The organism is Flavobacterium chungangensis, assembly GCF_042654045.1.
GTDB classification, from domain to species: Bacteria; Bacteroidota; Bacteroidia; order Flavobacteriales; family Flavobacteriaceae; genus Flavobacterium; species Flavobacterium chungangensis.
Map to the genome: position 1 here is coordinate 51,944 of NZ_JBHSFY010000014.1, position 25,699 is coordinate 77,642.

Consider the following 25,699-nt stretch of genomic DNA (forward strand, 5'->3'; position numbering starts at 1 on the left):
AATTATTTTTTTTGTATTATTTCAATTTCAGTTTTAATTTTTCAAAAATAGACATTTTATCCTTAACCCTTTTCATATTGGCCTTCATATTGTCAATAAAATTTGGGTTTAATGCATTCCTCTTTGCTTCTTTATAAAAATTGAATGCCTTAGTATATTGGCTTTCATACTCCGCCATCCTTCCTAATTCACTGTTATAAGTAGAGTTATCTGCATTTTCTAAATTAACCAATGTAAAATTAATATGCTCTTTTGCTTCTGCATATCTCCCTATATCAATTAGCAGATAGGTGTAATTTAAATATGGAGCTGGATATTTAGAATCAAACTTCATGGCCAATTTATAATGATAGATTCCTCTTTCGAAGTCACTTAATTTATTATAGTAAATCCATCCCAAATGATTATGAGCTTTACCAAAATCAGGATACTGAGATAAAATTTCTTCCAGCAGCTCTTTTGCATCTGCAGAATTTCCTTCAGAAATTAATGCGTCTGCCTTAATAAATTGATTTTCGTAAAAACTCAAACTTTCCATTGCGTATTTTAATTCAATAATTCTTTTGCGTGATTTAATGCTGAGTCAGAGATGTTTGCTCCTGATAACATTTGGGCTATTTCTATAATTCGGTCTTCTTGCGATAAAAGTTTCAATTCAGATTGTGTATCATCTCCAACTGTAGACTTAGAAACTTTAAAATGAGAATCTCCTTTTGCCGCAATTTGAGGTAAATGCGTAATGGCAAATATCTGCATTGTTGCACTCATTTCTTTCATAATTTCTCCCATTCTGATGGCAATTTCTCCCGAAACCCCTGTATCAATTTCATCAAAAATCAAAGTTGGTAGTTTTGAATATTTAGCTAAAATTGCTTTCACAGCTAGCATAATACGAGACATCTCTCCGCCTGACGCTACTTTTTTCAGTAAGCCAAAATCGGTTCCTTTATTTGCTGAAAATAAGAATTGCAATTCGTCTTTTCCGTTTTGAAAATACGTTTCAGAAGGCTGTAATTCCATATTAAAACGTGCATTAGGCATTCCTAAAGTCTCGAGAATTGAAACCAATTGCGCAGATAGCGTCGGAATTGCATCTAATCTATTTTGATGTATTTTTGATGCGTAAATATCAAGCTCTGTTGCTTTTTCCTCGATAATTTTAGTCAGTAAAGCTATTTCTTCATCCATATTATCAAGCTCAAGCAAAGAATTTCCTAAATCTGACTGAATTTGCAATAACTCATCTACAGTACTTACTTGATGTTTTTTCTGCAAATTATAAATCGACTGCAGTTTTTGGTTGATCAATTCTAATTGTGCAGGATCATTCAATAATTTTTCTGAGCAATTTTCCAATTCTTTAGAAACATCATCAAAATCTATAGTCAAACTTGTTACTCTTTCAAACAAATTTTGATATTCTACAGAGAAAGGAGCTACTTTTTGCAAGGCATTTTTGATTTCATTCAGACTATGAAAAACACCAAATTGCTCTTCATTGGCAATTGTCAAAGATTTATCTAGAGATTCTTTAATTATCTCAACATTATTCAGTTTCTCGTAGTCTGCTTCTAACTCTTCCTGCTCTCCAGATTTCAATTGAGCCGCAACAAGTTCATTCAATAAAAATGTATGGTATTCTTGTTCTTTCCCAGCATCACTTTGTTTTTTAAGCAAAGCATTTAACTTTGATTTATCTGACTTATAAGACTTAAGCAGTTTCTGATATTCAGCAATTATGTCATTATTGTTTGCAATGGCATCAATAATTTTAAACTGAACATTTTCATCTGACAATTCTTGAGTTTGCTGCTGCGAATGAATATCAATCAAATATAAACTCAAATCTTGCAATTCTTGAAGATTTACCGGACTATCATTTATAAAAGCACGAGATTTTCCAGAAGGCAAAATTTCCCTCCTAATGATCGTTTCATCTTCATAATCCAAATCATTAGCTTCAAAAAACTCCTTTAAATTATATTTTCCAATTTCAAATTGTGCCTCAATAACACATTTTTCTTCTTTATTTTTTAATGAAGTCAGATCTGCCCTTTTACCCAAAACAAGACCAATAGCCCCTAAAATAATTGACTTTCCCGCACCTGTCTCACCTGTAATTATAGAAAAACCTTTAGAAAAATCTATAGCCAGTTTTTCGATAAGAGCATAATTTTTAATTGACAGTGATGTAATCATAGGTCGATTTGTAAAAATATAAGGTTAAAAAGTAGCGAAGATAAAAATGAAAAACGAGATTAGTATTTAATCTGTGACCATTTTGTAGAATTTAACGGCGAAACTTTATTTAAGACATCGGTTAAATCTGTAATTGTGATACTTGGGCCTCCAGAAAAAATAGAAACAATTTCATCTGATTTTGCATCAAAGAAAACTCGGGTTATAAAAGCATTTGGCTTAACAGAGTTTAACTTACCAATAAGCATTAATGCATTTTTGATTTTTTCCTTAGCTCCTTTTGTATCCAATGTCATTGCATCCAATCCTGTATGATATGCATAAGTAGTCTGACGCAAATCACTATAGGTTGGAGCAATCATATCATTAATTAAATAGTATCGATTTTGAAGTCCGTCAGATTGGTTCCATCCTTTAAAACCTCCCTGTTGTGCAACATTGGCAATATTTTGCGCGGTTTGAAGATATGGATTTCCTGCTCCCATCTGGAAGGTATCGGCATCCATTCCTAAAATCACATAACAGTAGAAAGATATTACAGAAACTAAATTTGAATCGTAAGTGCTAGGATTAAACAACAATGGTTCGTACTCTGTATATCTAAAATTAAAATCTTTATCGTTGTAATTTAAAACTGGAGAAGAATAGGTTGAATTAAAAATCAATCTCGAAGACTGAACTTGAATGGTTCCCGTGAATTGATCTGAACTGTTAGATGATAAAGTAATATACATTGAACAGTTTATTCTCTCATTTTGTTTTAAAACAGAACCTGTCCAGTCTGTTTTATTAACAAACTCAGCCAAAGAAGTCTGAAGCGTTTTAAAAACCTGATTATTTGGGTTTGTTAATCGTTCTGTATTAATAGTTACTGTACAATTTAACTGTTGAGCTTGTACAAAACCAAAGCTTAAAAATACTAATAGCGTAACTATCTTCTTCATAATCGTCTAGATATTTAATTTTATAACATAAGTTGTTTCCAATTTATGTTTTCGGCGTATATTCTAAATTTATGATTTTGAAAAATGCAGAATAACTTTATTCAAAATATCAGCCGCAACAGATTCTTTTGATTTTAATTCCGTAGGTTCGATCTCAAAATTTTTATCAATAAAAGTAACTTTATTGGTTTCTTTTTTAAAACCCGCACCTTTATCTTGTAAGGAATTTAAAACAATCAAATCTAAGTTTTTTTTCTGAATTTTCAGCTTAGCATTTTCAATTTCATTTTCAGTTTCTAATGCAAACCCGATTAAAAACTGATTTTTTTTGATAGCACCCAAAGAAGACAAGATATCTTTTGTTTTCTCTAAATCTATCGAAAATTCGACAGTATTCTTTTTAATCTTTTGATCTGCAACAAATTTAGGTCTGTAATCTGCAACAGCAGCAGCAGCGATTGCCGCATCAACTTCATTAAAATACAAATGACAAGCATCGTACATTTCTTGAGCCGAAACAACATCTACCACTTTTATCAGACTATTTTTTGCTTTTAAATGAGTTGGCCCTGCAATTAAGAACACTTCTGCTCCTAAGCTTGCCGCTTCATTAGCAATATCAAATCCCATTTTTCCTGACGAATGATTTCCTATAAAACGTACAGGGTCTATCGCTTCGTATGTCGGTCCTGCGGTAACTAGTATTTTTTTTCCTTTTAAAGGCAATTTACTTTCTAAATCAGCTTCTAGAAAAGCTACAATGTTCTCAGGTTCAGCCATTCGGCCCTCACCTGACAAACCACTTGCCAATTCTCCGCTTTCAGCAGGAATCATAATATTTCCGTACTGTTTTAATGCTGTAAAACTTGATAAAGTCGAAGGATGTTTGTACATATCCAAGTCCATTGCTGGTGCAAAATAAACTGGACATTTTGCCGATAAATAGGTCGCTATTAAAAGGTTATCACAATTCCCTGTAGCCATTTTAGACAAAGTATTTGCAGTAGCAGGTGCAATCAACATAAAATCTGCCCAAAGAGCCAATTCTACGTGATTGTTCCAAACTGCCTCTTCATCATCCTGATTAAAGAAACTTGAATGTACTGGATTTTTTGATAATGTAGATAATGTAAGTGGGGTTACAAAATCCTTAGAAGCAGGTGTCATGATCACTTGGACATGTGCACCTGCTTTTATAAAAAGTCGTACTAAAGTGGCTGTTTTATACGCTGCGATTCCACCGGAAACACCCAGTAAAATCTTTTTCCCGTTTAAAACTGACATTGTACTATTATTTGTTTGAACTTCTGTGGTAAGTTTTACCGTCTAACCATTCTTGAACAGCTAAAGCGTGTGGTTTTGGTAATTTTTCGTAAAATTTAGAAACTTCAATTTGTTCTTTATTTTCAAAAACTTCTTCTAGACTATCATTGTAAGTAGCAAACTCTTCTAATTTTTCAGTCAATTCTTTTTTAATCTCTGAATTAATTTGATTTGCTCTTTTAGCCATAATGGTAATTGCCTCATACACATTTCCTGTTGGCTCTTCAATAACTGTTTTATTGTAAGTTATTGTGTTTACAGGAGCATTCGTCTTTTTTAAATCCATGACTTTATTTTATTTAGTAAATTTTTGTAAATCTGTTTCAACTCTGGCATTCATTTCTTCTGCCTCTTTTTTATATTTCGTATCGCTTTTAAACTTCAATAAGTTAGCATAGCATGTTTGTGCAACATGTAAACGATCTTCCATTTTTGAAGGAACACTGTTAATTGCCAATTTATATGCAGAATCGTATTTATAGAAAAGCGCATCTTCTTTAAATGGTGTACCAGGAAAATCAGCAATAAAGTTATCAAAAGCTATTAAAGCCGATTTGTAATCTGATATTGTATTGTATCCTTTAGCGTTCTCGTAAGCTTTTTTCTCCAATTTACCATTTAGCTTCTGTACAGTCTCATTTGCCTGAGGAATGTATTCAGAATTTGGGTAATTTTCAATAAAAGTCTGTAATTTCTCTAATGCCTTTACCGTATCTGCTTGATCCAAGCTATAAACTGGTGACAACTTAGAATAACTATAAGCTCCTAAAAACGCAGCTTCCTGCACTTTTTCACTTCTTGGATACCCCGAAACAAAAGCTTCAAACTGATATCCAGCTAAATAATATTGTTTTGTTTTATAATACGATTGCGAAAACATGTAAAACAGTTTTTCTGCTTGTGGTTTTCCTCTGTATGAAGTTGCTAGTTGCTCAAAAAGACGAATCGCCTTTGTGTATTTACCAGCATCATACATTTTTGTTGCCACTTCAAATTTTGCTGCAACATCATCATTTTTCAACGCTTTTTGATATTCTCCACAAGAATAAAAAAGAGTTACAACAATTAATAGCGATACTATTTTTTTCATTTTCTTACTGTTATTACAATCTCTCAGACAATTAATTATGCCAAAGTGAAATCGCACCGAAGTTTCGGTGGCAAATTTAGTTATTAATTTAGCTACTGCAAAATAATTTTTTAGTATCTTAAAATACTAGCACTTTAACAATTATTTAATGCTGTTTTTTACAAAGTCATTTAGCCTTGTTGCTAGAGATTCATCAACAGAAACCAATGGTAGACGAACAGTATTCTCAGCAATTCCAAGGGCTTGGAAGATTTGTTTGATTCCAGCTGGATTTCCCTGCTCAAAAATCATATCAATACTGTCTGACAAAAAGTAATGTGTTTTGTAAGCGTCAGCCGCTTTTTTATTTAGTCCTAAACGGATCATTTCTGAAAATTCTTTAGGAAAACCTTGTCCGATTACAGAAATAACACCTGCTCCTCCCGCCAAAACGATCGGCAAAGCTAGCATATCATCACCAGAAATCACTAAGAAATCTTTTGGAGCATTTTTAATAATCTGCATCGCTTGAGCCATATCTCCAGCCGCTTCTTTAATGGCTACAACATTTTTAAAGTCGTTAGCCAAACGCACCACTGTTGAAGGAAGCATGTTACTTGCCGTTCTTCCAGGAACATTATATAGGATTACCGGAATTGGAGAAGCTTCAGCAATTGCTTTAAAATGCTGATAAATTCCTTCCTGAGTTGGCTTATTATAATATGGAGAAACCGATAATATCGCTTCAAAAGCAGAAAAATCTCTTGTTTTTAACTCCTCAACAATCTGCATAGTATTATTTCCTCCAACTCCTAAAACTAGAGGCAATCTTCCTTTATTCACATCGATTACAGTCTTTATAACCAACTCTTTCTCCTCTGCTGTAAGGGTTGCATTTTCTGCTGTTGTTCCCATTACAACAAGATACTCCACTCCGCCATCTATAGAGAAGTTTACAATTCGCTGTAAAGCCTCAATGTCAACTGAAAAATCTTTTTTAAATGGCGTCACAAGCGCAACACCAGTTCCTATCAATGATTGCATATTATTATTAATTTATTTTATATTTTTTAAATACCTAAACAATTCCGAAACGAATAGTTTATAGCTTCCTAATTCTGTACTAATCATCCAACGATTTAGCCTCTGGTCTACAGCAGAAAATCCGACTTTAAATTTAGCTTTTGACTTGCTCGTGATTAACATCAGAATACTATTCTCGACATTATAATAACTCAGCAAAAGATCAAATTCTGAATTCACAAAATCATTCAAGAAACCTTCTGTAATTTCTCCGTTCCAACTGATATGTTTTTTACCAAAAGTTGGGCGGGGACAGACTTCTTTTTCCCTAAATTTTCCTTTGTATGCAAGAACTTTTATATTTTCTAAAGCAATTCCGTGGAGCGTTAACTCCTTTATTAGTGCTTCCGAATATTCAAAATCGCTCTCATCTATCAATAAACCAATTGATTGGACGTTCTTAGTAAATACTTCGTTTTTTTCCTTATTTAAATTATTATTTAATGATTTTTTTACAAAAAATTCCTTTATATAATTCAAAAACATAGTACTTTTACTAGATTACAAAATTAATTATTTAAGTTGCATTTAAAATGGTAAAACTAAAAAAGTATAACGGATTTTTAAAACTTTTTGTTATATTCTTAACACTTTTTTTAATCTCTTCCTGTAGTAAGAATAACTACAATTTAACTAAAATTGAAGGAAAACAACTCCCAGTTACTGAAAAAGCTGCAGAAACTCCTGAAATTGAAAACTTTATTAAGCCTTATCGCGATCACATCAATAAAGATTTGGATAATGTATTGGCTTATTGCCCAGAAACTCTTGACAAAAGCACTGGAAAATGGCAAACTGGCATTGGAAGCCTGATGGCAGATGTTTGTGTGCTAAGAGGAAACATTGTTTTTAACGCTCGCGAAAAGAAAGATATCGATTTATGTCTTTTAAATCATGGCGGTATTCGTGCTATTCTTCCAAAAGGAAATGTTACAACGAGATCGGCTTTTGAAATTATGCCTTTTGAAAACAGCTTGGTTGTTCTAGCTTTAAAAGGTGAGCAAATCTCAGAAATTGCTGCTTATATTATTAAGGAGAAAAAACCTCAGCCATTGTCTGGAATGACTTTTACTATTACTAAAGACAATAAGGCAAAAAACATCATGGTGCAAGGCAAACCGCTTGATTTAAACAAAACGTACTATGTTGCTACAAACGATTACTTGGCAAATGGTGGAGACAGCATGACTTTCTTTGCAAAAAGCACTCAAAAGTTTGACTTAAACTACAAGCTTAGAGATGTATTGATTGATTATTTTAAAGAAGTTGACACTGTTGTTGCTCCAAAAAATATCAGAATCACAGAGGAATAAAAAATTATAAAAAACAAGCAAAGCATTTCTGCAAAAAATATATAAAATGAAAAGAAGAGAGTTTATCGAAAAAACAGCAGCGAGTACTGCCCTATTAAGTTTAGGATTGTCTTTGAGCAGTTTTGAAAGTAACGAGATTAAACATTTAACGATTCTACATACTAATGATGTGCATAGCCACATTGACCCTTTTCCTGCTGATGATCCGCGTAACCCTAACAAAGGCGGTGTTTCTCGTCGTGCAACGTTGATTGAAACTATTCGTAAAGAAAATCCGAATGTACTTTTATTGGATGCTGGTGATATTTTTCAGGGAACGCCATATTTCAATTATTACGGAGGTGAATTAGAATTCAAATTGATGAGTATGATGAAATATGATGCTTCTACAATTGGAAATCACGATTTTGATAATGGTCTTGACGGATTATATGCACAACTTCCCCACGCAACTTTTGACTTTATCAACTCTAACTACGATTTTAAAAATACGGTTATGGACGGACATGTGAAACCGTACAAAATCTTTAATAAAAATGGAATTAAGGTTGGTGTTTTTGGTGTTGGAATTGAATTGCAAGGTTTAGTAGATAAAAAATTATATCTAGAGACGGTTTACAACAATCCTGTTGAAGTTGCTCAGGATATGACAAAACTTTTAAAGCAAGAACAAAAATGTGATTTGGTAATTTGTCTTTCGCATTTGGGTTATAAATACAAAGATGATGCAACAAAAATTAGTGATTTGATATTTGCTGAACAAACTCAAGACATTGATTTAATTATTGGAGGACATACGCACACTTTCTTAGACAAACCTACAATTGTAAAGAATAAAGCCGGAAAAGAGGTTCTTGTTAATCAAGTTGGGTGTTACGGAATTAATTTAGGCCGTATCGATTTCTATTTTGATAAAAACAAAGCGTATACAAACCAAAGTGCAACTATTATTGTATAGTCTTTTTTTGAATTCTAGCTTTTTCTAAAAAGTATTCTACCATAAAGAAATAAGCTAGAATTTGAGTTGTATCTCGTATTAAAACTAAAACAATAGAATACGAGAAATATTCATTAAAAATATAAAAAATATCAGAGAAGATGTAGCTTACTGCCATGAGCGACATTAGTAGCGCTATATGTGTTCCTTTTGTGATGTAACTTACAAAACAGAAATAGCTCAATATACTCAGAACGATTCCGTACACGGTGTATATTACGATAAATTTTCTCATACTGTCGAGCTGCAGGCTCAAAACAGAGATTAACAAATAGACGATAAAAACAACTACAATAGAAATAGGTAGAATATCGCGTTTGGTTAATCTGATTCTTTCGTGCTGTCGAATAAACATGATGACGATTAAACTATAAACAACTAGAAAACTGAGCACTCCACCTAATTCTGAGCTTTCAATATCCATTAAGTCATAAACTTGTCCAATAAAACAGAATAAAAAAATCAATCCTTCTGTTTTTCCGATTTGAAACTCACTGCTAATTAAATAATAAATAAAAATAGCAGGGAGAACAATCGCTTTTGCATATGTCGCAAAAACATCTTGTTCTGTCCAATCAAAAATGATGGTACAAAACAAGCCGAAAAAGAACAAAATTAATGATGGTTTATTAGGCTTCATTCAATTTGTTTATAAAGTCTTCTTCTGATAATATAGTGATGTTCAGCTTTGTTGCTTTTTCCAGTTTTGCTGGTCCCATATTATCTCCCGCGACTACAAAATCTGTTTTTGCAGAAATTGAGCTTCCTACTTTTCCTCCATTATCTTCGATAGCTTTCTTTAATTCATCTCTAGAAAATTGGCTAAAGACGCCAGAAACTACAAAAGTTTTTCCAACAAATTTATCAGTAGCATTTGGGTTTATTTTTTCTTCAATTTCAAATTGAATTCCATAACTTTTTAATCGTTCAATAATTTTTCTATTTTCTTCATTTTCGAAGAATTCGATAACACTTTTAGCAATTCTTTCTCCAATTTCATCAACCAAAATTAAATCCATTAAAGAAGCCTGTGCTAAAGCATCTATGTTTTTATAATGTTTGGCTAGTTTTTTGGCAACTGTTTCTCCAACAAAACGAATTCCAAGTGCAAACAACACGCTTTCGAACGGAATTTCTTTTGATTTCTGAACTCCGTTTACCAGATTTTCAGCAGATTTTTGAGCCATTCTTTCCAAATGCAGAATATCCTCAACTTTCAGTTCATACAAATCGGCATAATTGTGCACTAGGTTATTTTTGAAAAGCAGCGCCACTGTTTCTCCCCCAAGCCCTTCAATATCCATTGCTTTTCTTGAAATGTAGTGCTGAATTCTTCCAATAATCTGCGGAGGACATCCGTAGAAATTCGGACAATAATGATTGGCTTCTCCAACATTTCGAACCAATTCTGTATGGCACTCTGGACAATAAGAAATATAATGTGTTGGTTCTGAATTTTCAGGACGTTTGTCTAAATCTACTGCAATGATTTTTGGAATGATTTCTCCTCCTTTTTCAACAAAAACAGTATCATTTATTCTAATATCTAATTTTTCAATTTGATCGGCATTATGAAGAGAAGCTCTTTTTACAATAGTTCCAGCTAGCTGCACAGGTTCTAGATTGGCAACTGGCGTGATAGCTCCAGTTCTTCCAACTTGATACGAAATTGATTTTAATTTAGTTGAAACTTGTTCTGATTTAAATTTGTAAGCAATTGCCCAACGTGGCGATTTTGCTGTATATCCCAATTCTTCCTGATGCTGAATGCTGTTGACCTTTACAACAACTCCATCTGTTTCATAAGGCAAATTATGACGGTGAACATCCCAATAATCAATGAAGTCAAAAACTTCTTGCATACTATTAACTAGTTTTGCTTCTTTTGGAACTTTAAAGCCCCAGCTTCTGGCTAATTCTAGTCCTTCATATTGCGTTTTAAAAGGCAGATTGTTTCCTGTTACAAAATAAAGCAAGCATTCTAGCGGGCGTTTGGCTACCTCAGCACTGTCTTGTAATTTTAAACTTCCCGAAGCAGTATTTCTTGGGTTTGAATATGGAGTTTCACCAATTTCTATTAATTCCTGATTCATTTTTTCAAAACCAGCAAACGGAAGAATAATTTCTCCACGAATGTCAAACTTATCAGGATAATTTCCTTTCAAATGCAATGGAACTGATTTTATGGTTTTTATGTTGCTCGTTACCTCATCTCCTTGAAAACCATCTCCACGCGTTAAGGCTTGAACTAATTTTCCGTTTTCATATGTAATACTTATTGAGGCTCCATCGTATTTTAATTCGCAGGTATATTGCAAGTTTACGTTTCCTAAAACTTTCTGAATGCGGTTTTCCCAATCTAAAAGATCTTCTTTAGAATAAGAATTATCCAAAGAATACATTCTGTATTGATGTGCTATTGTTTTGAAATTTTTGGTGACAGTTCCTCCTACTCGCTGAGTTGGCGAATTTTCGTCAAAAAACTCTGGATGTTTATTTTCTAAATCCTGAAGCTCTTTTAGCTTAATATCAAAATCATAATCTGAAATTGTAGCATTGTCTAACACATAATAATTATAGTTGTGCTGATTAAGTTCATTTCGTAATGCTTGAATGGTCTCTTGAATGCTCATAAATAGTAAAATATTGCAGATTATAATAATGTAAAACTGAATATCAAAATTAGAATTTATTTTTGTTCAAATGCAGAAAAAATAAAAGTTTTAAAAAATCAAAAATCAGACTGCAAATCCATGCAGTCTGATTTCCTCCTTGTCCATTATTCTTAAAAAAAGAATTAAAAAAAACCAACTTCCAAATGGTTTTGACGTTTTATATTTTTAACTGAAAATCAATACTTTACAGTACAAATATAGAACTATTTTTGAATAATGATAAAATCTGAACGTCTATTTAGCACATGCTCCTCTTCAGAACATTTTACACCATTTTTACATTTATTAATTAATCGTGTTTCACCATAGCCGATAGCACTTTCGATACGAGAAGCATCTATGCCCTGCGAAAGGATATAATCTCGAGTTGATTTTGCTCTATTATCTGAAAGTTTCAAGTTGTACGAATCCTTTCCGCGTGAATCGGTATGCGATTCAATTTTGATTCTGATGTTTGGAAACTTCTGCATGATGAAGACCACTTTAGACAATTCTTCTACAGCTTTTGGTGTAATGTCATACTTGTCATAATCGAAGTAAATTGGATTTACATCCACTTTTTCTACTCCTTGTTTTTTGACAACTAAGTCATCATAATTGCTCAATTCAAAATTTACATCTTTTATTTCACCACCATTTTCACCAGTTGTTTCAACTGTTTTATCATCACTACTGTAATTTAGTTTTGCGGCAATCATTTTTACCACTTTGTTGCAAGGAACTTCAATAGCATATTTTCCGTCAAAGTTTGTTTTGGTTTCGCCCAGAACTTCACTAAAAGAGTTATACGCCATTATCGTAACATCTGTTAAAGGCTTTTTTGTTTTATGATCGATAGCCATTCCAGAAATACTTTGGTTGCAAACTGGTTTTCCTTTTACAAAAGAGTAAATATCATCATCGCCCTTTCCTCCTGCTCTGTTGGAAGAAAAATAGCCATAAGCACCTGTTCTATCAATTATAAAAGAAAAATCGTCTTTATTACTGTTGATAGGCGCTCCAAGATTTCTTGGCGCAGAAAATGTTCCATCGGGTAAAAGTTTACTTTCATAAACATCTAAATCACCCCAGCCATAATGTCCATCAGACGAAAAGTATAAAACTCCGTTTTGGTAAAATGGAAACACTTCGTTACCAATCGTATTAATATTAGATCCTAAATTTTTAGGAGAACTCATGGTTCCGTCGGCCGCAATTTTCACCATGTACAAATCTGTTTCGCCTTGACCTCCAGGCATGTCTGAAGCAAAGAAAAGCAATTGTCCGTCTTCGCTTAATGATGGATGTCCTACAGAATAATCGTCGCTATCAAAAAATACTTTCTGAGGATTTTCTAATTTATTATTGACAATTGATCCTTTGACAATCTGAAAATTGTTAACTCTGGCCTCATCAACAACCAATTTATTTTTCTTTACAATATTGGTCGAATAATAAATGGTACTTCCTTTATTATCAAAACTTGCCGTAGCTTCGTGATATTTGGTCATTACGTTTGGAAGAAAAACCGTCTCGTTGAATAAACTTCCGTCTGCCGGATTTCTTTCTGCAATGTACAAGTTAAGAAAAGGCTGATTATTCCAGGTATACAATTTTTCACTAAACTTTGTTGTATCACGAGCTGACGTAAATACTACATTATCTTTAAAAAATGTAGCTCCAAAATCTGATTTACTGGTATTAATATCCAAATTTTTAATGGTGTAAAGCGGTTTTGCTTTAGCAACGCTGTCAATGTATTTCTTTTGGGCAACATATTTATTAATCTCTACTTTATCACCTTTTTTATCTAGATATTCTTTTGTGATTTTATCTGCCTCATCATAATCCATAACTGCTTTCATAGATTGAATATAACGCAGGTAGTAAATATCAGTCAGATTATTTCCTTGCACTTCATATAACTTTCTATACCATTTTAATGCATTTCTAGAATCAGAAATAAAATAATAGGAATCTGCTGCGTTCTTCAAAGTCTGTGCTGATGGATCTTTTATGTTTTGCAAACATTCTTCGTAAGCTTTGGAAGCATCCAAATAAGAGAAGTTTTTAAACAAAGCATCAGCTTTCTTTAAGTTAGTTTTTTGAGCGAAACTAAAAGTAACGCTCAAAATTAAACATAGGATATATAGTTTTCTCATAAGTTTTGTTTTTAGAAGAATCGAGGAGATTTAATTTTGCTTTGGTTTTTCACAAATTGATAACGCAAGATGATCTCGTGTGAACCATCATTGTATTTATTCAATTGGCTTACAGTATAATCAAAAGCATATCCAAGATAGAAACTTGGTGATATTTGAAAACCTGCCAGTATGCTTATCGAATCATCTGTTCGATACGCTCCTCCTATAACAAACTTTTCTTGAATCATGAAATTTGCTGATACATCTGCGGTAAGCGGTGCTCCACTTACTGCTTTTACTAAAAATGCCGGTTTAAATTTCAAATTTGGATTCAAATCAAAAACATATCCCCCCATTAAATAGTAATGCAAACGATCATAGTCTATAGATTCTTTTACATCGTCATAGTAATCATTCTGAATAAAACTTGGAATAGAGAATCCTACATACCATTTTTCTGTATAGTAGTAAATACCTGCTCCTACAGCTAGTTTCATCTGATTGTTAATATTCTGATTTAACAAAACATCATCATCATCGTAGTATCTTCCTTTAGACCAATCGATATTTAGCATTCTCGTACCGGCTTTTATACCAAAAGCTAATCTTTTTTCATATCCGAGAGGTAATGAATAAGAGAAGTTTCCATCAAGATATAGTTCGTTGGACGGTCCGATTTTATCATTTACAATACTTAAACCTACTCCTAATTTTTCATTTCTAAGAGGAGCATGAATAGAGAAAGATTGTGTTTCTGGAGCTCCAGGCATTCCGACCCATTGAGAACGATATAAAAGTGCTGCTTCTATGGTTCCGGTAGATCCAGCATACGCTGGATTTACCGCCATAGTGTTATACATATACTGGGTATATTCGGGATCTTGTTGTGCCGAAGCGCAAACCGTAATAAAAGAACATATTAAAATGAAATATGTTTCTAATGATTTTATATATAGTTTCATAACGATACTTATTTAGTTTAATTAATTAGATGATTAATAGAAGTGGATTATCTCATAATAGACAACCAGCCTTTTTTAACCGTTCCATCTCCAATGGTTATCACATAAAAATAAGTACCTGTTGGCAGCATATCTCCTCTATTAACTACACCGGATACATTTGCTGTACCGTTCCAATCATTTTCATAACGTGTTTTACTATACACTAATGCTCCGTATCTGTTAAATACTTTCAGTTCGTTGTTTGGATAAGACTCAATACAGTCAATTCTGAACAAATCGTTTTTACCATCATTGTTTGGAGTAAACTCATTGTAAACCGTTAGACAAATTGGTTCTAATGTAACCGAAGCTGAATTATTTGATGCATCAACATCTAAAGGAGTCGAAATTTCAACAGTAGCAACGCTAGTGTAGTTTCCGCTTGATAATACTTCTGCAACAACTGTCAATACTACGCTCTGACCTGCCGTTAATGTTGGTATAGTCCAAAGCTGTGTCGCTGGATCGTATGTTCCTGCAGTTGCCGAAGAACTTACCAATTGTAAGCCGCTAGGAAGCAAATCACTCACAATAGTATTTATAAAATCTCCTTCACCTACATTGTTTACTGTAATCGTAAACGTTACTTTATCTCCAAAGTTCGGTGTTGGATTATCTACAGTATGTGTAATAGTTAAATCTGAACAGCTTGCAACAGTAACATCTAACGTTTTAATTGTTCTTTCGTCGCAATTATTAACATAAGCCACAGTTACTTTTCCTGGACCAATATCTGACCAAGAAACTGTTACAGAACCATCGTTTGTACCACCACCTGAAACAATAGTACCTCCATTAATAGTCCATACATAATTAGATTTACCATTTGCAATTGAATATGTTACGCCTTTGAACACACAAGGAGTATCATCTGTAGTAGCAAGCTGAACGGCAGCGTCATTTTCGAATGCAATTGTAACTCCTAATCTTGGTCCGTTATCACAACCGTTAAATGTGTTAGTCAACGAACCAGCATAATAAGTCGTTGCTGTAAGCGGAGTTGTATTTGCTAATGCTGTTCCGCCAGTTGCAGATGCGTACCAAACTACATTTGTTTCGTTTACAAAAATACTAGCCAATGTTGGCAAAGCTGATAAACAGAATGTTTGTGTAGTTCTTGGTGTTGTAATTACGCTTGGTGAATTTACATTTACCGTAACAGCTAATCTAGCTGGATTTTCGCATCCAATAGCACTTGAAACTGCACCATAATATGTACCTGTAACAAGAGCTGTTGTTGGCGCAATTGCTGTTCCTCCTGTAGCTGTGCTATACCAAACAACATTTGCTTCGTTTACTTGAATATTTGCCACTGTTGGCGAATTTAAAGTACAGAAGTTTTGTGTTGTGTTAGCCGTAGTTGGTGTTGGACTTGGATTAACTACGGTAACAGTCACCTGCAGACGAGTTGAACTTTCACATCCTGATGGATCAACTATATTTCCGAAATAAATTCCTGAAGTAAGCGCTGTTCCTGCTGGAATTGCTGTTCCTCCTGTTGCTGCTGTAAACCATGTTACATTGCTTTCGTTTACCTGAATATTGGCAATAGTTGGAGCATTTGCAGAACAGAAAGTCTGTGCTGTACTATTTGTCGTTGGATTTAATGTATTACCAACTGTTACAGCCACTTGCAATCTGACACTGCTTTCGCAACCTGTTACTGGATCTTTAATTGCTCCGAAATAAGTTGTTGTAGTTAGCGCAGTTGTCGCAGCCAAAGCAGTTCCTCCTGTTTGAGTTGTGTACCAAACGACATTACTTTCATTCACTTGAATATTAGCAACTGTAGGATTTGTACCTGTGCAGAAAGTTTGTGTAGCAGCAGTTGTTGTTGGTGTTGCAGGGTCAGTCACATTTATATCAACTGTTAATCTTGAAGCGCTTTCGCATCCTGTTACAGGATCTAAAATTGCTGCAAAATACTGGCCTGTTGTTAAAGCTGTTGCTGATGGAATTACTGTTCCGCCTGTTAAAGCTGTATACCAAACAATATTTGTTTGATTAAACTGAACACTTGCAAAAGTCGGTGCGTTTACCAAACAGAAGTTTTGTGTTCCTGCTGTTACTAAAGTCGGAGTTCCCGGATCGTTTACAATCACATCAACCGTTAATCTTGAAGCGCTTTCGCAACCTGTTGCTGGATCTAAGATCGCTGCAAAATACTGTCCTGTTGTTAAAGCTGTAGTTGGAGCAATTACTGTCCCACCTGTTAAAGCTGTGTACCAAACAATATTAGTTTCATTAGTTTGGATGCTTGCAAATGTCGGAGCATTAGCCAAACAGAAGTTTTGCGTACCTGCTGTTACTAATGTTGGCGTTCCTGGATCATTTACAATCACATCAACTGTTAATCTCGCAGCACTTTCGCAGCCTGTTGCTGGGTCTGAAATTGCAGCAAAATATTGGCCTGTTGTTAAAGCTGTTGTAGGAGCAATTACTGTCCCGCCTGTTAAAGCTGTGTACCAAACAATGTTATTTTCGTTTGTCTGAATGCTAGCAAATGTTGGAGCATTAGCCAAACAGAAGTTTTGTGTTCCTGCTGTTACTAGAGTCGGAGTTCCCGGATCACTTACAATTACATCAACTGTTAATCTTGAAGCGCTTTCACAGCCTGTTGCTGGGTCTGAAATTGCAGCAAAATATTGGCCTGTTGTTAAAGCTGTTGTTGGAGCGATCAATGTTCCGCCTGTTAAAGCTGTATACCAAACAATATTCGCTTGATTAAACTGAACGCTTGCAAATGTCGGAGCATTAGCCAAACAGAAGTTTTGCGTACCAGCAGTTACTAGAGTCGGAGTTCCCGGATCGTTTACAATTACATCAACTGTTAATCTTGAAGCGCTTTCACAGCCTGTTGCTGGGTCTGAAATTACAGCAAAATATTGGCCTGTTGTTAAAGCTGTTGTAGGAGCAATTACTGTCCCGCCTGTTGAAGCTGTGTACCAAACAATATTAGTTTCGTTTGTCTGAATGCTTGCAAATGTCGGAGCATTAGCCAAACAGAAGTTTTGTGTTCCCGCTGTTACTAATGTTGGTGTGCCTGGATCGTTTACAATCACATCAACTGTTAATCTTGTAGAACTCTCGCAGCCTGTTGCAGGATCTGAAATTGCTGCAAAATACTGGCCTGTTGTTAAAGCTGTTGCTGATGGAATCAATGTTCCGCCTGTTAAAGCCGTATACCAAATTATGTTAGTTTCATTCGTCTGAATGCTTGCAAATGTTGGAAGGTCTTCTTTACAGAAAGTTTGTGTTCCTGCAGTCACCAATGTTGGTGTTCCCGGATCGCTTACAATTACATCAACTGTTAACCTTGAATTGCTTTCACAACCTGTTGCAGGATCTGAAATTGCCGCAAAATATTGTCCTGTTGTTAGAGCCGTAGTAGATGGAATCAATGTTCCGCCCGTTGAAGCTGTATACCAAACAATATTAGTTTCATTTGTCTGAATGCTGGCAAATGTAGGCTGATTTACCTGACAGAAATTTTGTACTCCTGCTGTTACTAAAGTTGGTGTTCCCGGATCGTTTACAATTACATCAACTGTTAATCTTGAAGCACTTTCACAACCTGTTGCTGGATCTGAGATCGCTGCAAAATACTGCCCTGTTGTTAAAGCTGTAGTAGATGGAATCAATGTTCCGCCTGTTGAAGCTGTGTACCAAACAATGTTAGTTTCATTCGTCTGAATGTTTGCAAACGTAGGAGCATTTGCCAAACAAAAGTTTTGCGTACCTGCTGTTACTAATGTTGGAGTTCCTGGGTCATTTACAATTACATCAACTGTTAATCTCGCAGCACTTTCACAACCTGTTGCAGGATCTGAGATTGCTGCAAAATATTGTCCTGTTGTTAGAGCCGTAGTAGATGGAATCAATGTTCCGCCTGTTATAGCTGTATACCACACAATGTTAGTTTCATTCGTCTGAATGCTGGCAAATGTAGGAAGATCTTCTTTACAGAAAGTTTGTGTTCCTGCAGTCACCAATGTTGGTGTTCCCGGATCGCTTACAATTACATCAACTGTCAACCTTGAATTGCTTTCACAACCTGTTGCAGGATCTAAAATTGCCGCAAAATATTGTCCTGTTGTTAGAGCCGTAGTAGATGGAATCAATGTTCCGCCTGTTATAGCTGTATACCAAACAATATTAGTTTCATTAGTCTGAATGTTGGCAAATGTAGGCTGATCTACCTGACAGAAATTTTGTACTCCTGCTGTTACTAATGTAGGTGTTCCTGGATCGTTTACATTTACTGTTACTTCTAATCTTACTGAACTTTCACAGCCTGTAAGTGCATCTGTAGCTGCTCCGTAGTAAATTCTACTTACTAAAGGAGTAGTTGAGGCAATTACATTTCCACCTATCGCTGCATCATACCAAATAACATTGCTCTCATTTACTTGAATATTTGCAACTGTAGACGCAGAAGATAAACAGAAATTCTGAGTATCGTTTGTAGTTGTTGGCGTATTTGGATCGCTAACTATAATTACTGCATCTTGTAATGTTCCTGCTAAATTTTCGCACGTATTAGTGCTTGAAACCGCTACATAATAGGTGATCGGACTTACTGCTTTTGTTAAACCTGTAGCAGTTAAAATACCAGCTGCATCTATTGCATAACTAACCCCTGCTATTACAGCTCCATTTGTAATTGGCTGCGTTTTAGCAGCGTCTAAATACCAAGTAAATACTGGGCTAGTTAATGCTGGTGCAGTCGGAGTTAATGATGCTGATAAGCCTGGGCAAACCGTTACATCATCAACCAAAATATCGCTTCCTATTGAAGGAGGCAAAATTGTGAATGTGATTTGTTTTCTATCTGCTGCTGCAGTTTCACACAATTCATCTGAACTCACTCCAACGAAATAAGTATAAGTTCCCGGAGCCAATCCGTCTACTGTCAACTGTGCAGTTATTTCACCAGGAATTAACTGACTTGTTGTTCCATTAAAACTATACCAATGGTATACAGGATTTGTTAAAGCAGGAGTTCCGCTTAAACCTGTTGCTAAAATTACAGTTCCAGAAGCAGAACAAATTGACGTTGCTGTTCCTCCGTTTAACGTAATATCTGTTAAAGCATTTACTGGAGCAGAAGCTTTTACTTCAACAGTAACTTCTCCTCTTGCATAATTTTCACAACCGTAACGTACTGGTTGTACATAATACTTGTAAATACCTGCAGTTAAATTATCTGGTAGCGTAAAAGTTGGTCCGCTAGCCACCAAGTTCCCTCCTGTCTCGGCATCGTACCATCGATAGGTTGAACAGGCGACTTCAGGAATCTGGAGTTCAATTTCGCTGCCCGGACAGACCGTAATTTTATTCTGCGGATCTGCTCCAATAACGGTGGTGTTAGCTGTTCTTTCTACAGTATGAACTCTTAAGAAATCTAATACTCCAGCAACACCTCCTAAACGAATTCTAACTCTATCATAAATCTCTGTTGGAGAAGACACTAATACCATTGCCAAAGAATTTCCTGGCAATAATTTTATACTCAATAATGTACTTGTATTTTGAATTGGAGCACCAACTGCCACATTTCCTAAATAACGCTGAATTGAGAATCCTGTAAGCAGATTCACACTTAAAAGACTGCCTGGTTTTGAAACCACAATTCTTAAAGTATCACTAAGAACAGAAGGTGTTTTAAATTGCACCGTTAAATCTGCTGCTGCAGCAACTCCAACTCCACTATACATTGTAGCAAAAGTTGTTACGTCATTATCAGCAACATTCCAAGCATCACTTACACCTATTAAAGCAGTTGCCGCACCTATAGGAAGGTTTATATCTGTAGCACCATAAAAAATATCCTGAATATCTCCTGGAGTACAAGTTACAGCAGTAACTGGTTTATTATAATGAGCTTCAAATACTTTTGTATTTTGAGCAAGACTTAAAATTGAAGAAGATACAATACGAATACCATCATAATCTTGCGGACCTGATGCATCTGAAGGAACAAAAGTAAACTCATAAGTATTGTCTCCTGAAATTAGTTTTAATAGCGATCCCGACACAGGCTGCATTGCTCCAATAAGATTACCTCCAATAGTTCCTACTACCGATAAGTTCTCTCCAACAGCCAACAAACTATATTCAGATCCTAATTTAACTGTAACAGGAGTACCTTTAGCAATAGGAGTTGCCCAAGTTAAATTCTGCCATGTTGTGCCAATTCCTAAAAGTCCTAAACCAGTAGTAATTGTTGAGAATGTCTGAGGATTTCCATCAATTGCATTTGCATTGTTTGAAACACTCCCAGTAAGTATAAAGCCTTCACTTTCTCCTGATGCATAAACTCGTTCTGTCAAGTTTTGACAGCTAGTAAGATCTATCACATTGATTACCTTAGTTGCAGTAACACTACAAGTTCCTAAAGTTGCAACAGCCGTGTAGGTGTAAACTCCCGGAACATTTAAAGGACCTGTTGTAAATGGAGGACCTGCAAGCGCAACACCTTGTGGGTTAAACCATGTTACAGTTCCTGTAGAAGTAGCATTTAACGCAACATCAGCTCCAACATTTACAGATTCTTGCGGATTGGTAACCGCTAAAGTTGGTACTCCATTAATTGTTACCGTCACAGACTGCCTAGCTGAAGGGCAAGTGCTTGTCGCGCCCTGTGCTTGTATAGAATAAATACCACTTACTGTTACATTTGCAGCAGCATCGGCGGTCATTACATTATTTAAAGGATCATAAAAAGTATAAGTAGCTGCTGAATCAAAATTAGTGATTGCATTAGCCAAATTGGCACTACCACAGGCTACTAATGGAGTAGTTATAACAGTTAAAGGTGTTGTTGAAGGGAAATTAACCGTTACTAGTTTTAAATCTCCATTCACATTCTCACAAGTACCTCCATTAACTGCAGATATATATAAATTGTAAGGAGAATTTAAAGCTGTCAAACCAGTTAATGACAGAACACCAGTAATAGGATCTTTTGCAAATGTTATGCTTCCATCTACACTTCCATCTACAATTTCTGTTGCTTTATTTTGATCTCTATAATACTTAAACTGAACACCAGCAATATCAGAAGATGGAGTTAAAACTGCCTCTCCAGAACAAGTAGCTTCAACTGGACTTGTAATTACAATATTTGCTGCAGTCGGAATTGGTAAAACATTAACAGTAACCGCTTGGCGTAAACTGTTAACACAACCTGCTCGTGTTGCTTCTAAGTAGTATGTAGTGGTAGTTATTAATGGAGCTGTTGGAGTTACGCTTACAACATTTCCTAAAGTTGGAGAATCATACCATTCAAAAGTTTCTCCTCCTGTTGAAGTTGCAGATAAATTAGCTGATTGACCAGCACAAATTGGTGCCGTTGCTCCAGTTATTGTGGCATTTGGAAATCTATAAGAAGCTCCATAAATGTTTACAGTTGTCAATAAACCAACCAATGCTCCCAATCTAATATCCACTCTATCAAATGCAGCCGTTGTTGGGTAACTAACTTTGAATTTGTTTCCTGATAATACTTGTAAGTTCAATAAACTATTGTTTACTGCAAGTCTGCCTGGATTTTCAACTCCTCCTAAAGAAGTTCCTATGCTTACAGATCCCAGCAAGGCAATATCAGCAAGACCACCTGGTAACTCTAACTCAACATCAATAATATCCCCCGCTTGACCAGGTGTTAGAAAATTTAGCTGTTGTTGTATGTATGAATCAAGTACTCCCGCAGTTATTGTCAAAGAAGAAAATGTATTTGGATTTCCGTCAACAGCGTTAGGTCCGTTAACACCATTACATAAAACACATAATAAACCAGGGTCAACCGTTATGGCTTGTGTACTTGGCTGTAAACAAGTACTAACTGTATTGGTTACTATCACATTAATAGCAGCTCTTGAAGTGCTTCTACAATCTGATGCCGTATTTACAGCTTCAACATAAAATGTTTCATTTGCTGTTAAAACTGGATTAGGTATATAAGTATTACTACCAGTACCTTGCAAAAGAGTTCCTCCTGTTGGAGCATCATACCATAAATAAGAAACTCCAGGGCTACTTACAACAGACAGCTGTACATTCTGACCTGACTGAATAATAACGCTAGAAGATACAGGCACTGGTGCCGCTGGTCTAGGATTTACATTTACATTTACCGCTGTACGAGTACTTAAACAAGTTCCAATTACTGCTTCAATATAATAAGTAGTTGGAACAGTTAGATTTGGAGTTACAAAAGAAGTTCCTGTAAATACCAAAGTTCCTCCTGTAGCAGCATCATACCAATTATACGTTGTGCCTGCAACTGGAGATTGAATTGTTATCGTTGTCGTTTCTCCACTACATAAATTTGCAGGAACAGTAGAAATCGCCGTTGGCGCCACTGGACTATCAACTGTAACAGTAAAAGGATTTCTTACACTATTAACGCAACCATTACGAGTTAATTCAACATAATAAGTTGTATTAGCTGTCAAGGCTGGAGTTGTAAAAGAAGCTGTACTGCTTAATAAATTTCCACCAGTTAAAGTATCATACCATCTAATAGTTTCCCCTAAAGCCAGATTAGCATTTAATGTCGCCGTTTGTCCACTGCAAATTGTAGTATTTCCAGAAACAACTGGAGCTTTATATCTATAGGCCGCCTGATAAATATCCAAATTAGTTATAAGACCAAGCACACCTCCTAAACGAACTTCTACACGGTCAAAATTGGCACCAGCCGTAACGCTTGCTCTATATCTAGTACCGCTCAACAACTGTAAAGTAATAAGAGGATTATTAATTGCAACTCTATCATTATTATAAGTTGCACCATTGTAGGTTGCCAAACTAATCACGCTTAACAACTGAACATCTGCTAAACCTCCTGGCAATTCTAAGTCAACATCAACAATATCACCAGCTTTTCCTGGATTTGTAAATTGTAATGTTTGCTGCATAGATCCTAATACATTGGCAGGAAGAGTAAGCCTTGTTGCAGTTGCAGGATTTCCATCTACAGAAAAATTCGGATTTGTAGCATTACACAATAAACATACGCCAATTTGAGAAGTTACTTGACTGCTGGCTTCAAGACATCCGCCTAAAGCTGCTGGCTGAACCGTTACTGTAACGGGTACTCTCGTTGCACTGACACAATTTCCATTTGGACTTTGTGCTTCAACATAATACGTTTTAGTAGCTGTTAAAATTGGCGTTGTAAAAGTGGCTGTATTTGTTGCAACAGCTGTTCCTCCAGTTGAAGTTTCATACCAGTTCAATTGAGCTCCAACCTCTGTAGTAGATGCGTTTAACGTTGCATTCTGACCAGATTGAATAGTCACACTTTGCGTTAAAACTGTCGGAGTTATTGGAACGGCTGTAGAAACAACACTAACTGGCGTACGTGAACTAACACAGCTGCCAATAGCAGCCTCCACAAAGAATTGAGTCGTTCCTAATGGTACTGTTGGTGAATAAGTAGTTCCACTAGCTAAAGCAGGACCACCAGTTGCCGAAGAGTACCAGTTGTAAGTTGTTCCTGGAGCCACATTTACAACCGATAAAGTGGTTTGCTGAGTTGCACCTGTAGAACAAACTGTTGTTCCAACATTACTAATTCCTGGAATCAATGGATTAGAAACATTCAAGACAACAGGTACACGAACATTTCCTTCGCAGCCTGCAGCTCTAGTTATTCCTATATAATATGTTGTATTTGCTGCTAAAGCAGGAGTTGTATAAGTATTTCCTACTGCCAAAGCTGTTGTAGAAAATTCAGAACTGTACCATGCCAGCGAAGTACCCGCTGCAGGCGTTGCAGTAAGAGTTGTTGGAACTCCCGCACAAACTGTCTGCGATAAACCGCCAGATACAGTTGGTTGTGCAAATTCTAGCCTAACATCATAAACTCGTAAGCTTACCAAAAGACTTAAAAGTCCACCACCAACCTGAATTTGAATTTGGTTGGTGTCACCCGTAATAGGGAATTTTGCAACAGCAACAGTATTCCCGCTTAACAAATTCAAATTCAAAAGCGGACTATTTAAAGCCACACTGGAACCCACATTGGCTCCAGAATTTTTAGCTTGAACTGTTGCATTTGCTAAAAAACTTAAATCAAGCAATCCGTTGCCTGTACCAAAGTATATTGCAACTTGGTCACCAGCTCTAGCTGTTTGGTTTAAGGTCAATGTTTCTTCTGCAAAACATCCAAGCACTGCAACACCATTTGTTAAGGTTGCATAAGTGGATAAGCCAGCGCTATCAAAAGCATTGGCAGGACTATTAACATCTACTCCTAAACACAAAAGTCCTCCTCCTGCACTATTTGTTTGAGACACAGGTCTACAAATAGTCTGAGAGAATGCATTGGTGCATATAAAGAATAAAGTCAAAAGTCCTAATAATCTCATTTGAGGATTGAGACTACAAAAAGTAAATTTTTTTTTCATAATTTGGAAGATTAGAAAATGGACAATAAAACACCTCTTGCAGTAAGTGCAAGCACCTACGCAATTAAACAATCAGTTAAAAATCAAACAGTTAAAACAAACAATAGTAGCCTATAAAAAAAGCTGCTAAATACTGTTTTAATAAAAAAAATTATGTTGAATTCGGTATATCAAAGTATACCGTAGAACAAATTCTATCTCTTTGAGACAAAATAAGTTCTGTTTTTTTAGAGGAAAAATGATTGTAATCAATTTTCCAAGAGGAGTGATTTGTTGCAGGCCTAATTTTCATAATGAAAATTTTAGTTGAAAGTAGAACTGGGGTTCTTTATATATGTTGATTCATTTTTTTCAGAAAGTTGATTAGTCTTTTCTAAAATTAACTAGCTGCAAAGCCAGTTCGAATCTATTTATATCCAATAAAATTATTCTCCCTTATAATTAGCCCGCCAAATGGGGTAATTAAAAGACAGCAAACTAAAATGTAAACCTTTTGAAAAAAAATTAAGTATTAGGTAACGATTAAATTTATCGTTGAAACGAAGTAAACG

Annotated in this window: 15 protein-coding genes; 2 read left to right on the top strand and 13 right to left on the bottom strand. The window is 35.3% G+C overall.

From position 1 onward, the window contains the following. Positions 1 to 16: 16 nt before the first annotated feature. From ACFO3N_RS19505 to ACFO3N_RS19540, 8 genes are all read right to left on the bottom strand, one after another. A complete protein-coding gene (locus ACFO3N_RS19505; RefSeq protein WP_379800572.1) occupies positions 17 to 538 on the bottom strand; it encodes a tetratricopeptide repeat protein in 522 nt (173 codons plus the stop codon). A gap of 8 nt (positions 539 to 546) precedes the next feature. Then, positions 547 to 2,199, bottom strand: coding sequence for a DNA repair protein RecN (recN, locus tag ACFO3N_RS19510; protein WP_379800574.1), 1,653 nt, complete (start codon positions 2,197 to 2,199; stop codon positions 547 to 549). 59 nt (positions 2,200 to 2,258) lie between these two features. Further along, the gene (porD, locus tag ACFO3N_RS19515) at positions 2,259 to 3,143 is read right to left on the bottom strand and encodes a type IX secretion system protein PorD (RefSeq protein WP_379800576.1); all 885 of its coding nucleotides are present in this window, start codon (positions 3,141 to 3,143) and stop codon (positions 2,259 to 2,261) included. 69 nt (positions 3,144 to 3,212) lie between these two features. Further along, a complete protein-coding gene (coaBC, locus tag ACFO3N_RS19520; protein ID WP_379800578.1) occupies positions 3,213 to 4,427 on the bottom strand; it encodes a bifunctional phosphopantothenoylcysteine decarboxylase/phosphopantothenate--cysteine ligase CoaBC in 1,215 nt (404 codons plus the stop codon). A 7-nt stretch (positions 4,428 to 4,434) separates the two neighbouring features. Further along, complete coding sequence (locus ACFO3N_RS19525) at positions 4,435 to 4,752, bottom strand: DNA-directed RNA polymerase subunit omega (protein WP_008463064.1); 318 nt, start codon at positions 4,750 to 4,752, stop codon at positions 4,435 to 4,437. 9 nt (positions 4,753 to 4,761) lie between these two features. Beyond that, positions 4,762 to 5,556 (bottom strand): outer membrane protein assembly factor BamD, encoded by a 795-nt coding sequence (locus ACFO3N_RS19530; protein WP_095927702.1) that lies wholly within the window; start codon positions 5,554 to 5,556, stop codon positions 4,762 to 4,764. A gap of 141 nt (positions 5,557 to 5,697) precedes the next feature. Beyond that, a complete protein-coding gene (gene dapA / locus ACFO3N_RS19535; protein WP_250835676.1) occupies positions 5,698 to 6,579 on the bottom strand; it encodes a 4-hydroxy-tetrahydrodipicolinate synthase in 882 nt (293 codons plus the stop codon). Between the two features lie 12 nt (positions 6,580 to 6,591). Continuing rightward, the gene (locus tag ACFO3N_RS19540; RefSeq protein ID WP_379800581.1) at positions 6,592 to 7,104 is read right to left on the bottom strand and encodes a DUF6913 domain-containing protein; all 513 of its coding nucleotides are present in this window, start codon (positions 7,102 to 7,104) and stop codon (positions 6,592 to 6,594) included. A gap of 47 nt (positions 7,105 to 7,151) precedes the next feature. Between ACFO3N_RS19540 and ACFO3N_RS19545 the strand changes: the two genes are divergently transcribed. Together ACFO3N_RS19545 and ACFO3N_RS19550 are read left to right on the top strand one after the other, a co-directional pair. After that, positions 7,152 to 7,931: a 5'-nucleotidase C-terminal domain-containing protein gene (locus ACFO3N_RS19545; RefSeq protein ID WP_250835674.1), complete on the top strand. Its 780-nt coding sequence runs from the start codon at positions 7,152 to 7,154 to the stop codon at positions 7,929 to 7,931. 46 nt (positions 7,932 to 7,977) lie between these two features. After that, entirely contained in the window at positions 7,978 to 8,889 is a 912-nt protein-coding gene (locus ACFO3N_RS19550; protein WP_379800583.1) for a bifunctional metallophosphatase/5'-nucleotidase, read from the top strand. Here ACFO3N_RS19550 and ACFO3N_RS19555 read toward each other — a convergent pair. The 5 genes from ACFO3N_RS19555 to ACFO3N_RS19575 all read right to left on the bottom strand — a co-directional run bounded on the left by ACFO3N_RS19555 (position 8,879) and on the right by ACFO3N_RS19575 (position 25,148). Beyond that, entirely contained in the window at positions 8,879 to 9,568 is a 690-nt protein-coding gene (locus ACFO3N_RS19555) for a hypothetical protein (RefSeq protein ID WP_379800585.1), read from the bottom strand. The genes ACFO3N_RS19550 and ACFO3N_RS19555 overlap by 11 nt on opposite strands. Then, positions 9,558 to 11,561 carry an NAD-dependent DNA ligase LigA gene (gene ligA / locus ACFO3N_RS19560; RefSeq protein ID WP_379800587.1) on the bottom strand — a complete coding sequence of 668 codons (2,004 nt, stop codon included), beginning with the start codon at positions 11,559 to 11,561 and terminating at the stop codon, positions 9,558 to 9,560. The genes ACFO3N_RS19555 and ligA overlap by 11 nt, the downstream gene beginning before the upstream one ends. A 245-nt stretch (positions 11,562 to 11,806) precedes the next feature. Further along, positions 11,807 to 13,744: an OmpA family protein gene (locus ACFO3N_RS19565; protein WP_379800589.1), complete on the bottom strand. Its 1,938-nt coding sequence runs from the start codon at positions 13,742 to 13,744 to the stop codon at positions 11,807 to 11,809. 11 nt (positions 13,745 to 13,755) lie between these two features. Beyond that, the gene (locus ACFO3N_RS19570) at positions 13,756 to 14,688 is read right to left on the bottom strand and encodes a PorP/SprF family type IX secretion system membrane protein (RefSeq protein WP_379800591.1); all 933 of its coding nucleotides are present in this window, start codon (positions 14,686 to 14,688) and stop codon (positions 13,756 to 13,758) included. A gap of 47 nt (positions 14,689 to 14,735) precedes the next feature. Then, positions 14,736 to 25,148, bottom strand: a complete 10,413-nt coding sequence (locus ACFO3N_RS19575; RefSeq protein ID WP_379800593.1) for an Ig-like domain-containing protein — start codon at positions 25,146 to 25,148, stop codon at positions 14,736 to 14,738. Positions 25,149 to 25,699: the final 551 nt, after the last annotated feature.

Excerpts from the sequence above, each read along its gene's own strand:
- ACFO3N_RS19555 (WP_379800585.1), bottom strand. The coding sequence starts at position 9,568 with ATGAAGCCTAATAAACCATCATTAATTTTGTTCTTTTTCGGCTTGTTT.
- ACFO3N_RS19575 (WP_379800593.1), bottom strand. The coding sequence starts at position 25,148 with ATGAAAAAAAAATTTACTTTTTGTAGTCTCAATCCTCAAATGAGATTA.
- ACFO3N_RS19540 (WP_379800581.1), bottom strand. The coding sequence starts at position 7,104 with ATGTTTTTGAATTATATAAAGGAATTTTTTGTAAAAAAATCATTAAAT.
- ACFO3N_RS19505 (WP_379800572.1), bottom strand. The coding sequence starts at position 538 with ATGGAAAGTTTGAGTTTTTACGAAAATCAATTTATTAAGGCAGACGCA.
- ACFO3N_RS19525 (WP_008463064.1), bottom strand. The coding sequence starts at position 4,752 with ATGGATTTAAAAAAGACGAATGCTCCTGTAAACACAATAACTTACAAT.
- coaBC (WP_379800578.1), bottom strand. The coding sequence starts at position 4,427 with ATGTCAGTTTTAAACGGGAAAAAGATTTTACTGGGTGTTTCCGGTGGA.
- ACFO3N_RS19530 (WP_095927702.1), bottom strand. The coding sequence starts at position 5,556 with ATGAAAAAAATAGTATCGCTATTAATTGTTGTAACTCTTTTTTATTCT.
- ACFO3N_RS19565 (WP_379800589.1), bottom strand. The coding sequence starts at position 13,744 with ATGAGAAAACTATATATCCTATGTTTAATTTTGAGCGTTACTTTTAGT.
- porD (WP_379800576.1), bottom strand. The coding sequence starts at position 3,143 with ATGAAGAAGATAGTTACGCTATTAGTATTTTTAAGCTTTGGTTTTGTA.
- ACFO3N_RS19570 (WP_379800591.1), bottom strand. The coding sequence starts at position 14,688 with ATGAAACTATATATAAAATCATTAGAAACATATTTCATTTTAATATGT.
- dapA (WP_250835676.1), bottom strand. The coding sequence starts at position 6,579 with ATGCAATCATTGATAGGAACTGGTGTTGCGCTTGTGACGCCATTTAAA.
- ACFO3N_RS19550 (WP_379800583.1), top strand. The coding sequence starts at position 7,978 with ATGAAAAGAAGAGAGTTTATCGAAAAAACAGCAGCGAGTACTGCCCTA.
- recN (WP_379800574.1), bottom strand. The coding sequence starts at position 2,199 with ATGATTACATCACTGTCAATTAAAAATTATGCTCTTATCGAAAAACTG.
- ACFO3N_RS19545 (WP_250835674.1), top strand. The coding sequence starts at position 7,152 with ATGGTAAAACTAAAAAAGTATAACGGATTTTTAAAACTTTTTGTTATA.
- ligA (WP_379800587.1), bottom strand. The coding sequence starts at position 11,561 with ATGAGCATTCAAGAGACCATTCAAGCATTACGAAATGAACTTAATCAG.